The organism is Flavobacterium glycogeni, from assembly GCF_048286775.1.
In the GTDB taxonomy this organism is placed as follows: Bacteria; Bacteroidota; Bacteroidia; order Flavobacteriales; family Flavobacteriaceae; genus Flavobacterium.
This window is the reverse complement of the sequence record NZ_JBLVPV010000003.1, coordinates 136,234-152,164: the sequence shown is the minus strand read 5'-3', so window position 1 is coordinate 152,164 and position 15,931 is coordinate 136,234. Positions and strand designations below refer to the sequence as shown.

The following is a 15,931-nucleotide window of genomic DNA, read 5'->3' as shown; positions in this document are numbered from 1 at the left end:
TTGAGTTTGCAAATATAGGAATTTAAAAAACAATTATTCAAGCTAATTGATTAAATTTTAATCACATAAACTTTTACTTTTGCTAACAAATAATTAAAACATGATTTTTTCTAACTCGCTAGTACAATGGTATTTACAAAATAAACGCGATTTACCTTGGAGAAATACCGCTGATCCGTACCCTATTTGGCTCTCTGAAATCATGTTACAACAGACGCGTGTTGCGCAAGGAATGCCTTATTTTTTATCTTTTACAACCGCTTTCCCTACTGTTTTTGATTTGGCGAAAGCCAATGAAGAACAAGTTTTGAAACTTTGGCAGGGATTAGGATATTATTCCAGAGCTCGAAACTTACATAAAACTGCACAGCATATCGCTTTTGATTTATCCGGAATCTTTCCGGGGAATTATAATGACTTATTGAAATTAAAAGGAGTAGGGGAATATACCGCAGCTGCCATTGCTTCTTTCTCCTATAATGAAGCCGTTCCCGTTGTTGATGGAAATGTGTTTCGGGTTTTATCACGTTATTTCGATATGGATACGGATATTGCTCAGGCTTCCGCCAAAAAAGAATTCGCTGCACTGGCTTTCGAACTCATGCCAAAAGACAATCCGGCAACTTTCAATCAAGCCATTATGGAGTTTGGTGCTTTGCAATGCGTTCCTAAAAGTCCGAATTGCGGCATTTGTGTTTTCAACGAAAGTTGCGCCGCTTTGCAAAAAAATAAAGTCGATCAATTGCCTGTAAAGTCCAAAAAACTAAAAGTTAGGAACCGATACTTTAATTATTTGGTTGTTGCCGATGAAATGGGAAATACAATTATTCAGAAACGAACGGACAAAGGAATTTGGCATAATTTATATGAATTCCCTTTGATAGAAACAGATAAGGAAGAAGATTTTGATTGTATTTCGGAGCAAATTCAAAATGATTTTTTCAAAGACAATAGTATTTTGAGTGTTTCCGAATGCAATGAAAAAAGCATCATTCATAAATTGTCACACCAGCATTTGCATATCAAGTTTTGGAAAGTATCTGTAAAAGGAACAATTGAAAACGGAATTGATGGGGAAACTTTGAGAACTTTTCCTTTTCCAATTGTGATTCATAATTTTATTGAAAAGGATTTATAGAGTTTCTAAAAAAATGTATCTTTGATAGAAATACCAAATCCTACAATGAACGGAACATTAAATAAAGTTATGCTTATCGGTTTTCTTGGTGATGATGTCAAAATGCATTATTTCGACGGAGGCAATTGTATTGGAAGATTTCAGTTGGCAACAAACGAAGTCTATATCAACAAAACCACCAACGAAAAAATCACTTCTACGGAGTGGCATAATTTGGTAGTACGAAATAAAGCGGCTGAACTTTGTGAAAAATACCTTTCTAAAGGAGATAAAATATACGTGGAAGGACGCATTAAGTCCCGTCAATGGCAGTCAGAGGATGGAAGCACGAAACACACTACTGAAATTCAGGTAACCGAATTCACTTTTCTTACAACAAAAAAAGACAGTGAAAACAACAAACAAATTCCTGCAGCTGATGTTGCGAAAAACACTAATTTTGACCCGGAAAATAATGTCTTGCCTATTAATGACTTGCCATTTTGATTGTTTAATTAATCTTAACTAATTTGGACCCAGAGCCCAGTTTATTTTTTGCTTACGCTATTGATACTAATGTAGTGTTTGGCTTTACAGGAATAGTTGTTTTGTTATTTTGTTCTGCATTAATTTCAGGTGCTGAAGTTGCCTTGTTTTCGTTGTCACAAAAGGATATTGATAAAACAGTACAGGAAAATAACTCCAAAGGGAAAATTATTGCTAAACTTTTAGAAAAACCAAAAAAACTGGTAGCGACACTTCTTGTTGCCAATAATTTTATCAATATTTCCATAGTATTATTATTTTCGTTTGTTGGAAAAACAATCTTTTCGGGAGTAACAACACCACTTTTAAAATTTATTCTGGAAGTACTGACCGCTACTTTTTTAATTTTATTATTCGGTCAGGTCTTACCAAAAGTATACGCCAGCAGAAACAATACAAAGTTTGCCAAACTGATTGTATATCCAATTGCTTTTTTGGATAAATTGCTTTCGCCAATAAGTTTACCGATGCGTGCTGCAACGATTTATTTGCACAATAAATTAGGAAAGCAAAAAACAAATTTCTCTGTCGATCAATTGTCTCAAGCTTTAGAATTAACAGCTTCAGATGAAACTTCTACGGAAGAGCAAAAAATTTTAGAAGGAATTGTAAGTTTTGGAAATACCGATACGAGACAAGTGATGAGTCCCCGAATCGATATTTTTGCTTTAGAAATAGACGAATCTTTTTCCGTTATTTGTCCCAAAATCATAGAAAAAGGATATTCCAGAATTCCGGTTTATAGAGACAATATAGACCAGATAGAAGGCGTTTTGTATGTCAAAGATTTGCTTCCGCATATTAATACTAATGAGTTTGACTGGAAATCATTGTTGCGAGAGCCTTTCTTTGTTCCTGAAAATAAAAAACTGGATAATTTGCTGAAAGACTTTCAGAGTATGAAAAGTCATTTGGCGATTGTAGTTGATGAATATGGAGGAACTTCCGGTTTGGTATCACTTGAGGATGTTATTGAAGAAATTGTAGGGGATATCAGCGATGAATTTGACGACGAGAATATTAATTTTTCCCAAATTGACGATAGAAATTACCTTTTTGAAGGAAAAATAAACCTCAAGGATTTTTACAGGATAATTGATGTCGATGAAGAATTATTCGAAATCAAAAAAGGAGAAGCCGAAACGCTGGCTGGTTTTATTCTTGAAATTTTGGGAAATTTTCCCAAAAAAAATCAAAAAATTTCATTCGAAAACTGTCTGTTTACAGTAGAAGCAGTGGATCAAAAAAGGGTGAAGCAAATAAAAGTAACGATTGAATAAATCCTCCCCCTAACCCCTCTGAAGGAAGGGGAGTCATTGGGAAATGTGTTTCTTTTGAAAAATAAAAGATTAAATAAATTTAGAATACAAATGTTTAAAAAAATAATCACTTTTTCGGCAATAGTAATAATATCATTGTTGAGTTTTAGTTGCAAAGATGATGTCTTGCCTAAACCTTCCAGTTATTTGCGATTGGATTATCCGGAAGCCAAGTATGTAAATTTTGAAAATGAATGTCCTTTTGCTTTCGAAATGAATTCAGATGCCATTATCAAAAAAGAGACGGATTGTGGTTTTACGATTACGTATCCAAAAATGAAAGCGACTATTTATCTCACCTATAAACCAGTCACGAAAAATATTAATGAACTGTTGCGAGATGCGCAAAAATTGACTTATGAACACGTGATAAAAGCGGATGATATTCTGGAGCAACCGTATTTGAATTCAGACAAAAAAGTTTATGGGATGTTTTATCAGGTAGAAGGAAATGCAGCTACAAATTCACAGTTTTACGCTACAGATAGTACTAAACATTTTGTTACAGGCTCTGTTTATTTTTATGCAAAACCCAATTATGATTCCATTATGCCAGCGGCGAGTTATATCAAAAATGACATGCAGCGACTGTTGGAAACCCTGAAGTGGAAATAACAATAATAGAAATTTACTGAAATTTTAAAAAACAATCAATATCCTTTTATAGCCATATAAGGCATTTAAGTACAAATAAGTCCGTAAATATTGGATTCAGAGCTTTCTTGAATGGTCTTCAATTTCTTGTATGGTTCAAAAAAAAGCATTCCCGTTAAGAGAATGCTTTTTTTTATACAATTTGAAAGTCTGGATTACGACTTCATATTCGAAACTTTGTATATTTTACCATCTGCTGCGGCTTCGACAACTTTAGTCAATTTTTCTGGAGTTTGAACCGTTTTGTCAAAAGTTACGGTGGCTAATTTTGTGTCAAAATCTACCGTTGCTTTTTGAACGCCGTCCAATCCGGTCAAATCTTCTTGAATCGTTTTGGCACAACCTATAGCGCAAGTCATTCCTTCTACTGAGAAACTCGCTGTTTGAAGATTGGCAGCTGCAATTTCTTTTTTAACTTTTGGAGCTTCTGTTGTTGCAGTTTCTTTTGAAACTATATCTGTTGATTTTTCTTTACAGCCTACAAATAAAACACTTGTAAGTACTAGCGTTACGATTGATTTTTTGAAATTCATTATGATGTAAATTTTAAAGATTAAAAGCGTGTTTCTGAACTGCAAAATTAATTAAAAAAAGGAGGACTAATTCATAAAATAATTACAATTTTGGGGCAAAATTATCTTTATGGAATCGAAGCAGTTAAAATGGGTGTACTTGATGGTTCTTGCCTTGGTTTGGGGAAGTTCATTTATATTAATAAAAAAAGGACTAATTGGTTTGACAGCTTTACAATTGGGATCGTTGCGAATTATTTTTGCAGCTGTTTTTTTATTGCTGATAGGATTTAAAAGTTTATCCAAAATTCCGGCACATAAATGGAAATACATTGCCTTAACTTCTATGTTCGGGACATTTATACCAGCTTACCTTTTTGCGATTGCCCAGACCGAAATTGACAGTTCCGTGAGTTCTATTTTGAATTCTCTGACCCCTTTGAATACATTGATTCTAGGAGCTTTGGTTTTTGGGTTGCAATTCAAAAGAAATCAGATTTTTGGAATTCTAATCGGTTTAATAGGAAGCGCCTTATTGATTTTGAATGGCGCTATCCATCATCCGGAACAGAATTATTATTATGCTATTTTGGTTTTAATAGCTTCAATATGCTATGCAGTCAATGTAAATTTAATCAAAAAATATTTACATGATTTGAGTCCGTTGAGTATTACTACAGGTAATTTTATGATGTTGTTTTTTCCGGCATTCATCATCTTGTTTTTTTCCGGTTTCTTCGAAGTAATGCACGATGTGAAAGTGCAGGAATCGGTTTTATTTATTATGGTTCTTGGGGTTGTAGGAACGGGAATTGCGAATATTCTGTTCTTTAAACTCATCCAAATGTCCTCGCCGGTTTTTGCTACCTCGGTAACATATTTGATTCCTGTGGTTGCATTTTGCTGGGGATTATTAGACAATGAAATGCTTACGACGGTTCAGTTTTTTGGTGCTTTTATCGTTTTAATCGGAGTGTATTTATCGGCTAAAAAATAGATTGAGAAACTTTATAAAACAACAAAGGCTGTCTTTTTAGACAGCCTTTGTTTATTAATTCAAGATTTGATTATTGAAAATCAGCATCCGAAACACCTTCGTTGATTTTTACATCAGACATTTTTATATCCAATTCAAATCCTACATTTTGGATGATGTTAAAAGGAATCTTAACCCCTTTTACTTCTTTATAATCTCCGTAATTTGTAGTTTGAGTGATGGTTTGACCACCTTGTTCCATTGTTTTTGATTCGGATACTTTCAGTCCGGAAGTTACATCGTAATAGAATGTTGTTTTTCCATTTTTTACAGCATACGCATCTTTTCCACTGATTGTTTCGATACCGCTCAATACTAATCCTTCTTTTTTAGAAAGCAATAACTCTTCGAAAGTTGTTGCACTTGCTTTCATTTCAGTAAGATCATTGCCTTCAATGTTTTTGCGTTGCCCTTGTTGCATGATGTAAGCTCCTTTTTCATTGATAACTTGCTTCATCAAGCTCATGGTTCCCATCGCTAATTCAACCATTAATTTTCCTTTAGCATCTATTTTAGAAGTAAAACTTAAAGGAGAAGGCGCTTGAGGAATAGTTGTAGTTCCATTCATGGCGATTGTTTTTACGGCAGAAGCTGCTTTTTCTCCACCAATAGCTTTGATGTAATTATCAATAACGCTTTTGGCAGTTACGCCTGCAGGAATGTCTTTTTTGAAAACTGGTTTTTCCAATGGATTACCGTATTTGTCAAAATAAAACATTGGGATTTTTAGTTTTTCCAAAGCTGGAATCACTTCGGATCCTTTTCCGGCAATAATGATTCGTTTATTATCTAAAAGAAAATATTTGTTAGCTGCACGAAGTACATCATCGGCAGTTACCGCATTGATAGTTTTGATATAATTTTCATAAAAATCTTTTGGAAGATCTTCTGTCTCTATATTCAAGGCATATCGGGCAATTGATTGCGGTTTTTCTACCTGCATAACAAATCGTCCAATATAACCGGCTTTAGTGTTATTCAGCAATTCCTCGCTTACTTTCTCAGTACGTATTTTTTTTATTTCCTTGATAAATTCAACGACTGCGCTATCTGTAACTACGTTTCTTACCGCCGAAGTCGATCTTAGTTTAGTCACGTATTTTCCGCTTCCTATTATAGAACTGGCACCGTAAGTCCATGCGTGTTTTTCTCTTAAATTCATATTAAGATAACTATTGAAATCACCGCCAAGAATATACGTTGCGATTACAGCAGGGAAGAAATCAGGATCACTCATCTTTAAATTCAAAGTATTCACTAGTGAAATCTCCGATTGTACTGCATTAGGCACATCAACAAAATTGATTTGAGTAAACGGTACATTTTCCGGTGCTGCGTAGGTCAGTTTTGGCGTGCTTCTTTTTTGCCAAGATCCAAATAGTTGCTCTACAATTGGTTTTGCTTCTTTGTATTTGATGTCACCAATAATCACCAGATAAGCGTTTTCGGGAACAAAATAATTGGCATAATTAGCTTGAATATCCGCAAGAGTTACGTTTTTAATCGTTTCTTCGGTCATGTATTCTCCAGAAGGGTGGTTTTTTCCAAAAGCAAGTGCGTCAACAACTCTGTTTGCAATAGCAGGAACACTCTTTTCTTGAGATTTAAGTCCTTCCAGTAATTTTGCTTTCTCTTTCTCGAATTCTTCTTGAGTAAAATTTGGGTGCAAAGCTCCGTAAGACATCAATTCCAGTATTCGTTTAGAATATTTAGAAAGGGTGCTTGCATAAGCTCCTTGCGAATTAAAATTAAGATCAGCTCCTAGAAAATCAATCTCTTCGTTGAAAGCATCTTTTGCTAATTTTTTACTCCCGTTTCCTATCATGCTGCTCGTCAGGTCATCAACTCCTTTTTTATTGCCTTCGGCATAAGGAGCGTTGTCCAGCGAAAGACTGAAGCTAACTTTTGGTAGTTTATGATTTTCAACAATCATTACCTTCAAACCATTTGACATAACAAAAGTTTGTGGTTTTTTGATGTTTACTACTGGTGAAGCTCCAGGTTTAGGTTGTGTACGATCTTGTGCCTGCATAATTCCTGTTACCAACAAAATGAATAATAATATATTTGTTTTTTTCATGATTTAGAATGTCTTAGTTTTTAGCCTGTTCTGTGGAAGGGATATAATCCAAAAGCAATCTTTGGTTTGGATTCAAATATTTTTTTGCTACGTCTCTAATTTCTTCACGAGTGATAGAATGTAAAAGTTCTATCTCAGTGTTGATTAAATTGATATCACCATAAAGCATATAATAGGTTGCTAAGTTTTCGGCAATTCCTTCTACATTTGAATTGGCATTCACAAAATTATTGTCAAACTTATTTTGTAATTTTTGATAGTCTTTTTCAGAAATCAATTCGGTTTGAATTTTCACAATTTCTTCATCAATTTCTTTCAGGACATCAGCAGCAGTGTTAGTTCCCATTGGCAAGCCATACAAAATATACATTCCATAATCTTCTTGACTAAAACCAACGGCGCCTATTTGTAATGCCATTTTTTTCTCATCAACAATTTTTTTATATAATTTAGAACTTTTACCATCACTTAAATAAGAAGAAATGAAATCCAAAACTCTGGCATCTCTTGTTTTCATTGAGGGTGTTCTGTACGAAGCAACTAACATTGGGATCTGTATGTTAGCATCCTGATACGTTGCTTTTATAGTTTGAGTGATTGGTTCTTCAATAAAAGTTTGTTTCGTTACAGCAGTTCCTTTTTTTATTGGCCCAAAATATTTCTGAATCCATTCTTTGGCTTGATTTTTTTCGAAATCACCGGCAACAACTAAAACAGCGTTGTTTGGAATATAGAATTTTTTATTAAATGCTTGAAATTCTTCTAAAGTTGCAGCATCCAAATCTTTCATTGAACCAATAGTAGTCCAGCGATACGGATGATTCTTGAACATGTTTTCTTTTACAACCGTAAGAATGTTTCCATAGGGGCGATTGTCAAAACTGGTTCTTTTCTCTTCTTTTACGACTTCATTTTGGGTGTCAACACCAATTTGATTAATTACAGGGTGCATTAATCTTTCGGATTCCATCCAAAGTGCTAATTCTAAATTATTAGAAGGAAATACTTCGTAATAATACGTTCTGTCATCAGAAGTGTTTGCATTGTTCGTTCCTCCATTTGAACTTACAATTTTCATCCATTCACCACGTTTGATGTTTTCAGTTCCTTCAAATAACAAATGTTCGAAAAAATGGGCAAAACCAGTTCGTTCCGGATTCTCGTCTTTGGAGCCCACATGATACATCACAGAGGTAACAACTACAGGCGCAGAAGGATCGTTATGCAAAATGACATGCATGCCATTGTCTAAATTGTATTCTTCGAAAACTACTTTTTGAGCCGAGGCAACTCCACCAAGCATGAGCGCTGTACTTAAGGCCATTATTGATTTTTTCATATGGATTAATAAATTTTTATTTTCTATAAGTAACGAAAAAGAGGGTATTGTTACGTCAAAAATACTACAGAATAAAACTTTAATAACTGTTCATTTGTGTTTTTTCTCAATCGGCTTCAAAAGTATGATAAATCAGGGAGTTAGCGTTGGTAAATATTTTTTGTTTTACTAATTGCAGGTTAAATATTTAATTGTATATTTGCAACCTTAAAAATTATTAAAACAATTCAGTATGTATGCAATCGTAGAGATAGCAGGGCAACAGTTCAAAGTAAGCAAAGACTTAAAGGTTTATGTTCACCGTTTGACTAATGAAGAAGGTTCAAAAGTTTCTTTTGACAAAGTTCTTTTATTAGATGATAACGGAACAATCACTTTAGGCGCCCCAGCTATAGAAGGTGCTTCAGTAGAAGCTAAAGTGTTACAACACTTAAAAGGAGATAAAGTTATCGTTTTCAAAAAGAAAAGAAGAAAAGGATACAAAAAGAGAAACGGTCACAGACAATATCTTACTCAAATTGTAATTGAAGGTATTACTGGTGTTGGTGCAAAGAAAGCAGCTCCTAAAAAAGCAGCAGTTGAAGCAACTACAGAAGAAGTTGAAGTTCCTAAGAAAAAAGTAGCTAAAGCTAAAAAAGAAGATACACAAGAATAATAACAAAATAAAACTAATACGTCATGGCTCACAAGAAAGGTGTCGGTAGTTCTAAGAATGGTAGAGAATCAGAATCAAAACGTTTAGGTGTTAAGATTTTTGGTGGTCAAGCTGCTATTGCTGGGAACATCATCGTAAGACAAAGAGGTTCAAAACATAATCCAGGTGAAAACGTTTACATTAGTAAAGATCACACACTACACGCAAGAGTAGATGGAGTTGTTAAGTTCCAAAAGAAAAGAGATAACAAATCTTATGTTTCTATCCTTCCATTTGAAGTTGAAGCATAATTGATTTCCTCAATTATTAAAAAAACCCGTTTCGAAAGAAACGGGTTTTTTATTTTTCCTCTCCCCATCCCGAAGCCTCAGGACTCTCCCCATGAGCGAAAGTGAACTGGCGAAGCAAATGAGAGGGAGTCGAAAAGGAAAATGAATGGGTTGCATGATTTAATCGGTGAAGAGATTCAATTATTGATTGTTCGTCACCGTAGAGACGCACTGCAGTGCGTCTCTACCCGAAAAAATGCAAATCCGTCAAACTGGGTATTTTCGCGAGCTTGGGTTTTTGGTCTAATTGCGCTTCGAAAAAGAATTGTATTCAATAGGTTGGGAATGATTATTTCCTTTTTTCGTCCAATTCTATTTTTTTGTTTTTCGCCGTTTCTAACATGTTGTTTAATTTTTCTCTGTCAAAATATTGGCCTTTTGTAAAAACACTATAAATTCGGTTTACAGCTCTGATGTCAATCAAAGGGTTTTCATCCAGGATTACCAAATCTGCTATTTTACCTTCGTTTATAGAGCCCATAGTATCTGACTTTTTCAAGAATTTTGCTCCGTTAATAGTGGCGGTTTTCAAAATGTCTTTAGGTTGCATACCTGCATTTTGAAACAATTCAAGTTCTTCTGTTAACGCTGCTGCCGGATAAACAAATGTATTTAATGCTGCCGAATCACTTCCTGCCAATATAGTGACACCTGCCTTTTGCATCAATGGAACTTGTTGTGCTATACGTTTATATTTGTCTTTTTTCTGTTGCTTTTGTTCAGCCGTTTCACCTGCCATTCGGCCAATTCGCCATTGGTAATTATCTGTAAAGCGCTTGGTTAGATATTGAAGATAGGCATCGTTTTGATGATTATTTTCGTCTAAATAGGCTAATTGTTTGCCTCCTATTAATGTGGGGGTTACTGTCATCCCTTTTTTAGCCAGTTTTTTATAATTTGAAATGGCTTTTTCTTGGTTGAAATTTTTATTGTACAATTGTTCAGCCTGACCTCTTGTGATTTCTTTGGAATTGAGTTTTGAAATCATTTCGTTTTCATCACTTCCTAATCGTAAAACATAGCTCGCATGTTCGATGCTGGAAAGTCCGTTGTCAATTACGGTTTCAATACTAACATTTGACGGAATATGGCCAGAAACAAGATAGCCTCTATTGTGGGCAGCAAGTACACTTTTTGTGAATAAAGGAGCTTCTAGTGTGCTCTCGGTAATTTTAACAAAATCTACCTTGTAATTATCTAATTTATCAAGCATTAAATGGAGTTCTGATTCATTGCTGATTTCTAAATCACCTTTCCATATTGAATTTAACCCTTCTAATTTTCTTCCAGCAGTAAAAATGGTTGGTCCAAGTAAGCTGCCGCTATTTATTTCATCACGCCAAGACAATACTTTTTCGCCCAAATCGCTTGCGCAGTCTCGAACAGTAGTAATGCCATACGCTAAATATACCGGAAATAAAGCCAAATTATCTTCCACAAGATTTTCACCTTCAATGTGGATGTGATTGTCCCATAGACCGGGAATTACGTATTTATTACTAGCGTCTATTTGATTAGAAGCGGGTACATTGTCATAATTTTTATTTTTCTTACTTATGGCAATTATTTTGTTGTTCTCTATTAAAATGTTTCTGTTTTTTAATATTTTACCGGAAAGGACATCAACAACGTTCGTGTTTTTTATCAGCCATTGGCTATCTGTTTTTTTTTCTTTATTTTGGCTGTGTAGTGTTATAGTAAAAATAAATACTAAACATAGGGCAAGAAGTTTCTTTGGCATTTTTAATTTTTTTTCAAAAGTAAAAAAAAACTGCAACTATTGTAGTAGTTTTTGTTTTATGGGTACAGATTGCAAATCCGCGCTATCGAACTGGAGACATTTCTGCGCAGTCGGGTCAAAGTCGGAGGCTTTGCACAACTGGAGAGATTTATAATGAAAAATTGTTTTTTAAATTCTTTTATTTTATGGCGGTTACCCGCCAAATGGTGTTGGTTTTGTCGTCCGTAAGTAGTAAATCACCATTGGGTATGACAATTACACCAACTGGTCTCCCACGAACGATATCCTTTTCCGGATTTACAATGAAGCCAGTAAGGAAGTCTTCTGATTTGCCCGATGGTTTCCCGTCTTTAAAAGGGACGAAAATCATTCGGTAACCTGATATTATTTTCCGATTCCAAGAGCCATGCTGTGCTATAAAGGCACCATTTCTGTACTTTTCAGGAAAAGAAGTTCCAGTATAAAATGCAAGTCCAAGGGATGCTGTATGTGCACCTAAAGGGAAATCGGGTACCAAGGTTTTTTTTACTAATTCGGGTTTCATTTCTTTTACTCTTACATCTACATGTTGTCCAAAATAGGCGTATGGCCAGCCATAAAAACCGTTTTCTTTAACGGAAGTCAGGTAGTCAGGAACGAGGTCGTCTCCCAATCCATCGCGTTCGTTTACCACTGTCCAGAGTGTTTTGGTTCCTGGCGCCCAACCCATTCCTACAGGATTACGGAGCCCTGCCGCAAAGACTCGCAATTCAGAACCGTCGGGATTTACTTCTAATATGTTGGCGCGGAGTAACTCGTTTGCCATTCCTTCTTCGGCTATATTTGACCCAGAACCCACTGCGATATAAATTTTTGAGTTATCACTATTGGCAATAATATTTCTGGACCAGTGTCTGTTGTGCTTTCCTGCCGGAAGGTCGACAATCTTTTCTCCCTTGCCCGATATTCTTGTTTGCCCTGCCTTATAGGGATAGCGCAATATTGCATTGGTATTAGCTACATAAAACCAATTGTCTATCACTAACATACCGAAAGGTTGATTGAGTCCCTCGGTAAGAAAAGTTTCCCTTAAATCGGGAATGCCATCTTTATTGCTGTCTCGAAGTAAGGTAATAATATTAGCGCTGTGTTTTAAATTATTAGACCTCCATACGCCTTTCAGTGTGGCTCCAATTTGTTTGAGTAGGCTGTAATTGGAATTACTTTGAGCCACCAGCACATCCCCGTTTGGGGTTACATACATCCAACGCGGGTTTTTAAAACCATCCGCATATTTTGTCACCGTAAATTCCGGAGGTGCTATCGGTGTTTCACCGTCTTTCCATCCAATTACTTTAGAAAAATTGCCGTATGATTTGGTAGGAGCACCAAGTGAATCGATTTTAATCGTGCTTTGTGCGATACAAAAGAATGGCAATATGAGTAAAAATATAAATAGATAATTTTTCATAATTATTTAATTTTTAAGTACTTATAAAGTTAATCAGAAATTTTGGTATTCTTTTTATATTATTTTAAAATAAATTTATATAATTATTGCACGATACAGTCGCATATTTCATTTAACTAATTTGAAACAATAAGTTGTGATGAAATTGAGATCATATATTGCTTACGAAGTCAGGAGACTTCAAAGAGCGGGAGGAATTCGTGCCAAACAGTTTCTACAAGTGGCCATTGGTCAATTTTTTATGTGTCCAAATTATCCCATTCTTCACCAGTTGTCCATCTAAGCGCCGATAGTTTACCATTAATCATTCCCCATTCAAAATCATCCCAAATCAGGTTTTCTTTACCATATTTTTCTTCTAGTTTTTTAGCTGATTTTTCAGCTCCTTCCCAAATTTGTAATATTATGGTTGAATTTGTATTCTCTGTACTGAATTCTTCCTGTTCAATTATTTTTATTTCTTCAATTGATATTTTGTATGCTAGATTTTGGTGTCTATTATACCAAATTTTTTCTTCAAATTCTTTTTCTGCTTTCCATATTTCAGTTATGCCTCTTGGTTCTAATTCCCAATCATTTTCAAATTCAATTTCATTAATCAATTCTGAATTAACACTTTTCAGTGCTTCGGTTAAATTTATAAAATATTGTGATTTGTTAGAGTCGAAAATTTGACTAAAATCTTCGTGAGGTTCTTTCTGATTTCCATTTTTTAGACTAAAATCATTCTTGTTATGTGTAATAAACATTAATCCAAATTCTTGTGTTTCGTTTTTCATTTTATAATCCAAATATGATTCGATAATTAAAGCGTCTCCAATACTATTCTTTGATAGATGGAAAGGAGCTTTTTTATCAATTGCTCTTTGTGTTGCTCTTAATTTAATCTCGTCCGTAATATTTATTATTTCTGATTGATAAAATAATTCTTCTATTCTTTCGATGGAATAACTTGCCATATCTCCTAAAACTGGAATTTTGTGATCGATATTATTGAGTTCTGTGAGAATATTGTTTCTGGTTTCTTTATTTCCGTGAGTGAAAACCATTTCTCTAACTTTTTTGAAATGATTTGAAACGCTTTTTTTGGCTTCGGAAGTAATTCTATCTTTATTACGATTAAATTCAGATATAACAATGTCTGGTAATAAAATTGTAATTTCTTCTTGTTTAATAAACTCTTCTAAAAGATTTAGAATTTTTTCTCCTTTATCTGTCTTAGCAATGTCCAACCAAACACAAGTATCAATTAGAATTTTTGTCATTTTTATTGAATTTTTTAAAATGTTAGTTAATTCGTTTATGTATTTAGCTTTTACTGCTCTATTGAGAAAATTTTACTTTGCTAAATTATCGAATTACGATTGACTAAGTTGTAAAAGCAACTATTTCTTATAAGATTAACCTAATATTTCTGCGTGAGGGATGGAAGTGTAAATCCTCCCGTTTTTTTCGGGAGATTGAAACGTATAGCCCGACCTTGTTGCAAACCTAGATTTCTGCTAATAAATGAAAGTCCTGCAACGAGGTCACGCCCAAAAACAAAAAACCCTCGCATTTCTGCAAAGGTTCTAAATCTGAAATCGTAAATCAAGAATCTACAATCTTAAATCATTTAGTATCTGTAATATTCTGGTTTGAACGGACCTTCAACTGGAACACCAATATAATCAGCTTGATCAACACGTAACGTTTCTAATTCAACACCTAATTTAGCCAAGTGCAACATTGCCACTTTTTCATCCAAATGTTTTGGTAACATATACACATCATTGTTGTAAGCCGCGCTGTTTTTCCACAATTCGATTTGAGCCAAAGTTTGGTTGGTGAATGAGTTACTCATTACAAAACTTGGGTGACCTGTCGCACAACCAAGGTTTACCAAACGACCTTCTGCCAAGATAAGAACGTCTTTTCCAGCGATAGTATATTTGTCAACTTGTGGTTTGATTTCAATTTTTGATGCACCGTGGTTCGTGTTCAACCAAGCCATGTCAATTTCGTTGTCAAAATGTCCAATGTTACAAACAACCGTTTTGTCTTTCATTTGTTCGAAATGAGAACCCAAAACGATGTCTTTATTTCCAGTTGTCGTGATAATGATATCCGCATTTCCAACAACAGTGTTTAATTTTTTAACTTCAAAACCGTCCATTGCAGCTTGCAACGCACAAATTGGGTCAATTTCGGTAACCGTCACGATAGAACCAGCACCTCTAAAAGAAGCTGCAGTTCCTTTTCCAACATCACCATAACCACAAACGATTACTCTTTTTCCGGCTAGCATCAAGTCAGTTGCACGACGAACTGCATCAACTGCAGATTCTTTACAACCGTATTTGTTGTCAAATTTCGATTTAGTAACCGAGTCATTAACATTGATTGCAGGCATTGGTAACGTTCCAGCTTTTACTCTTTCGTACAATCTGTGAACACCAGTTGTAGTTTCTTCAGATAATCCTTTGATTCCAGCAACTAATTCTGGGTAACGGTCAATAACCATGTTGGTCAAATCTCCACCGTCATCAAGAATCATATTCAATGGTTTTCTGTCTTCACCAAAGAATAATGTTTGCTCAATACACCAGTCAAAATCTACTTCGTTCAAGCCTTTCCAAGCATAAACTTGAATCCCTGCAGCAGCAATTGCAGCAGCAGCTTGATCTTGAGTAGAGAAAATGTTACAAGAACTCCAAGTCACTTCAGCACCAAGAGCGATTAAAGTTTCAATCAAAACCGCAGTCTGGATTGTCATGTGCAAACATCCTGCAATACGAGAACCAGCAAGTGGTTGTTCGTTTTTGTATTCCGCACGAAGCGCCATTAAACCTGGCATTTCAGCTTCTGCTAGTTCAATTTCTTTTCTTCCCCAAGCCGCTAGAGAAATGTCTTTAACTTTGAAAGCCACAAAAGGCATAGTTGTAGTACTCATTTATAGTATATTTGTAAGTGTAAAATTTTTTGCAAATTTACGTAATAACTTTAGAATTTTACTGTTTTCTAAAAGATTTATGAATTGTTTAATTCGCTAATCTTTTGAACATTAACTAAATAATTTTTTTTCAGGAGCTATTTCCCGTTATTCGCTATATCTTTTTACACGCAAAAAAGCGTGAAAAAAGGATGCCGCTGCTACCGGGGCTAAAAATCAAG

General features: G+C 34.8%; 14 protein-coding genes. 7 read left to right on the top strand and 7 right to left on the bottom strand.

The features are described 5' to 3' along the window. Nucleotides 1-100: 100 nt before the first annotated feature. From mutY to gldD, 4 genes are all read left to right on the top strand, one after another. Nucleotides 101-1,138, top strand: coding sequence for an A/G-specific adenine glycosylase (mutY, locus tag ACNQGX_RS03625; RefSeq protein WP_417974101.1), 1,038 nt, complete (start codon nucleotides 101-103; stop codon nucleotides 1,136-1,138). A gap of 45 nt (nucleotides 1,139-1,183) precedes the next feature. Further along, a complete protein-coding gene (locus ACNQGX_RS03620; RefSeq protein ID WP_417974293.1) occupies nucleotides 1,184-1,624 on the top strand; it encodes a single-stranded DNA-binding protein in 441 nt (146 codons plus the stop codon). A 23-nt stretch (nucleotides 1,625-1,647) separates the two neighbouring features. Further along, nucleotides 1,648-2,943: a gliding motility-associated protein GldE gene (locus tag ACNQGX_RS03615; protein ID WP_417974099.1), complete on the top strand. Its 1,296-nt coding sequence runs from the start codon at nucleotides 1,648-1,650 to the stop codon at nucleotides 2,941-2,943. Between the two features lie 90 nt (nucleotides 2,944-3,033). Beyond that, on the top strand, nucleotides 3,034-3,597 hold the full coding sequence (gene gldD / locus ACNQGX_RS03610; RefSeq protein WP_417974097.1) for a gliding motility lipoprotein GldD: 564 nt from the start codon (nucleotides 3,034-3,036) through the stop codon (nucleotides 3,595-3,597). 194 nt (nucleotides 3,598-3,791) lie between these two features. On the opposite strand, the gene ACNQGX_RS03605 is transcribed toward gldD, so the two are convergent. Next, nucleotides 3,792-4,169 carry a heavy-metal-associated domain-containing protein gene (locus ACNQGX_RS03605; RefSeq protein ID WP_417974095.1) on the bottom strand — a complete coding sequence of 126 codons (378 nt, stop codon included), beginning with the start codon at nucleotides 4,167-4,169 and terminating at the stop codon, nucleotides 3,792-3,794. Between the two features lie 109 nt (nucleotides 4,170-4,278). Here ACNQGX_RS03605 and ACNQGX_RS03600 point away from each other — a divergent pair, with 109 nt between their 5' ends. Further along, the gene (locus tag ACNQGX_RS03600; protein ID WP_417974093.1) at nucleotides 4,279-5,145 is read left to right on the top strand and encodes a DMT family transporter; all 867 of its coding nucleotides are present in this window, start codon (nucleotides 4,279-4,281) and stop codon (nucleotides 5,143-5,145) included. A 70-nt stretch (nucleotides 5,146-5,215) separates the two neighbouring features. Here the strand turns inward: ACNQGX_RS03600 and ACNQGX_RS03595 are convergent, their stop codons facing one another. Together ACNQGX_RS03595 and ACNQGX_RS03590 are read right to left on the bottom strand one after the other, a co-directional pair. Next, entirely contained in the window at nucleotides 5,216-7,264 is a 2,049-nt protein-coding gene (locus ACNQGX_RS03595) for a M16 family metallopeptidase (RefSeq protein ID WP_417974091.1), read from the bottom strand. A gap of 13 nt (nucleotides 7,265-7,277) precedes the next feature. After that, entirely contained in the window at nucleotides 7,278-8,603 is a 1,326-nt protein-coding gene (locus ACNQGX_RS03590; protein ID WP_417974089.1) for a M16 family metallopeptidase, read from the bottom strand. Nucleotides 8,604-8,835: 232 nt separating this feature from the next. Here ACNQGX_RS03590 and rplU point away from each other — a divergent pair, with 232 nt between their 5' ends. Beyond that, nucleotides 8,836-9,258, top strand: coding sequence for a 50S ribosomal protein L21 (rplU, locus tag ACNQGX_RS03585; RefSeq protein ID WP_417974087.1), 423 nt, complete (start codon nucleotides 8,836-8,838; stop codon nucleotides 9,256-9,258). A gap of 23 nt (nucleotides 9,259-9,281) precedes the next feature. Further along, nucleotides 9,282-9,548 (top strand): 50S ribosomal protein L27, encoded by a 267-nt coding sequence (gene rpmA / locus ACNQGX_RS03580; protein ID WP_026709571.1) that lies wholly within the window; start codon nucleotides 9,282-9,284, stop codon nucleotides 9,546-9,548. A 328-nt stretch (nucleotides 9,549-9,876) separates the two neighbouring features. Here the strand turns inward: rpmA and ACNQGX_RS03575 are convergent, their stop codons facing one another. The 4 genes from ACNQGX_RS03575 to ahcY form a co-directional block, all read right to left on the bottom strand. Next, on the bottom strand, nucleotides 9,877-11,328 hold the full coding sequence (locus ACNQGX_RS03575; RefSeq protein WP_417974085.1) for an amidohydrolase family protein: 1,452 nt from the start codon (nucleotides 11,326-11,328) through the stop codon (nucleotides 9,877-9,879). Nucleotides 11,329-11,506: 178 nt separating this feature from the next. Next, nucleotides 11,507-12,778, bottom strand: coding sequence for a PQQ-dependent sugar dehydrogenase (locus tag ACNQGX_RS03570; RefSeq protein ID WP_417974083.1), 1,272 nt, complete (start codon nucleotides 12,776-12,778; stop codon nucleotides 11,507-11,509). 239 nt (nucleotides 12,779-13,017) lie between these two features. Further along, on the bottom strand, nucleotides 13,018-14,043 hold the full coding sequence (locus ACNQGX_RS03565) for a PIN domain-containing protein (RefSeq protein WP_417974081.1): 1,026 nt from the start codon (nucleotides 14,041-14,043) through the stop codon (nucleotides 13,018-13,020). A gap of 350 nt (nucleotides 14,044-14,393) precedes the next feature. Next, nucleotides 14,394-15,710 (bottom strand): adenosylhomocysteinase, encoded by a 1,317-nt coding sequence (gene ahcY / locus ACNQGX_RS03560; protein WP_417974079.1) that lies wholly within the window; start codon nucleotides 15,708-15,710, stop codon nucleotides 14,394-14,396. Between the last annotated feature and the right edge of the window lie 221 nt (nucleotides 15,711-15,931).

What these genes read in the sequence shown, in the direction of transcription:
- ACNQGX_RS03570 (WP_417974083.1), bottom strand. Translation starts at nt 12,778, where the DNA reads ATGAAAAATTATCTATTTATATTTTTACTCATATTGCCATTCTTTTGT.
- ACNQGX_RS03595 (WP_417974091.1), bottom strand. Translation starts at nt 7,264, where the DNA reads ATGAAAAAAACAAATATATTATTATTCATTTTGTTGGTAACAGGAATT.
- gldD (WP_417974097.1), top strand. Translation starts at nt 3,034, where the DNA reads ATGTTTAAAAAAATAATCACTTTTTCGGCAATAGTAATAATATCATTG.
- ACNQGX_RS03575 (WP_417974085.1), bottom strand. Translation starts at nt 11,328, where the DNA reads ATGCCAAAGAAACTTCTTGCCCTATGTTTAGTATTTATTTTTACTATA.
- mutY (WP_417974101.1), top strand. Translation starts at nt 101, where the DNA reads ATGATTTTTTCTAACTCGCTAGTACAATGGTATTTACAAAATAAACGC.
- ACNQGX_RS03590 (WP_417974089.1), bottom strand. Translation starts at nt 8,603, where the DNA reads ATGAAAAAATCAATAATGGCCTTAAGTACAGCGCTCATGCTTGGTGGA.
- rplU (WP_417974087.1), top strand. Translation starts at nt 8,836, where the DNA reads ATGTATGCAATCGTAGAGATAGCAGGGCAACAGTTCAAAGTAAGCAAA.
- ahcY (WP_417974079.1), bottom strand. Translation starts at nt 15,710, where the DNA reads ATGAGTACTACAACTATGCCTTTTGTGGCTTTCAAAGTTAAAGACATT.
- ACNQGX_RS03620 (WP_417974293.1), top strand. Translation starts at nt 1,184, where the DNA reads ATGAACGGAACATTAAATAAAGTTATGCTTATCGGTTTTCTTGGTGAT.
- rpmA (WP_026709571.1), top strand. Translation starts at nt 9,282, where the DNA reads ATGGCTCACAAGAAAGGTGTCGGTAGTTCTAAGAATGGTAGAGAATCA.
- ACNQGX_RS03600 (WP_417974093.1), top strand. Translation starts at nt 4,279, where the DNA reads ATGGAATCGAAGCAGTTAAAATGGGTGTACTTGATGGTTCTTGCCTTG.
- ACNQGX_RS03605 (WP_417974095.1), bottom strand. Translation starts at nt 4,169, where the DNA reads ATGAATTTCAAAAAATCAATCGTAACGCTAGTACTTACAAGTGTTTTA.
- ACNQGX_RS03565 (WP_417974081.1), bottom strand. Translation starts at nt 14,043, where the DNA reads ATGACAAAAATTCTAATTGATACTTGTGTTTGGTTGGACATTGCTAAG.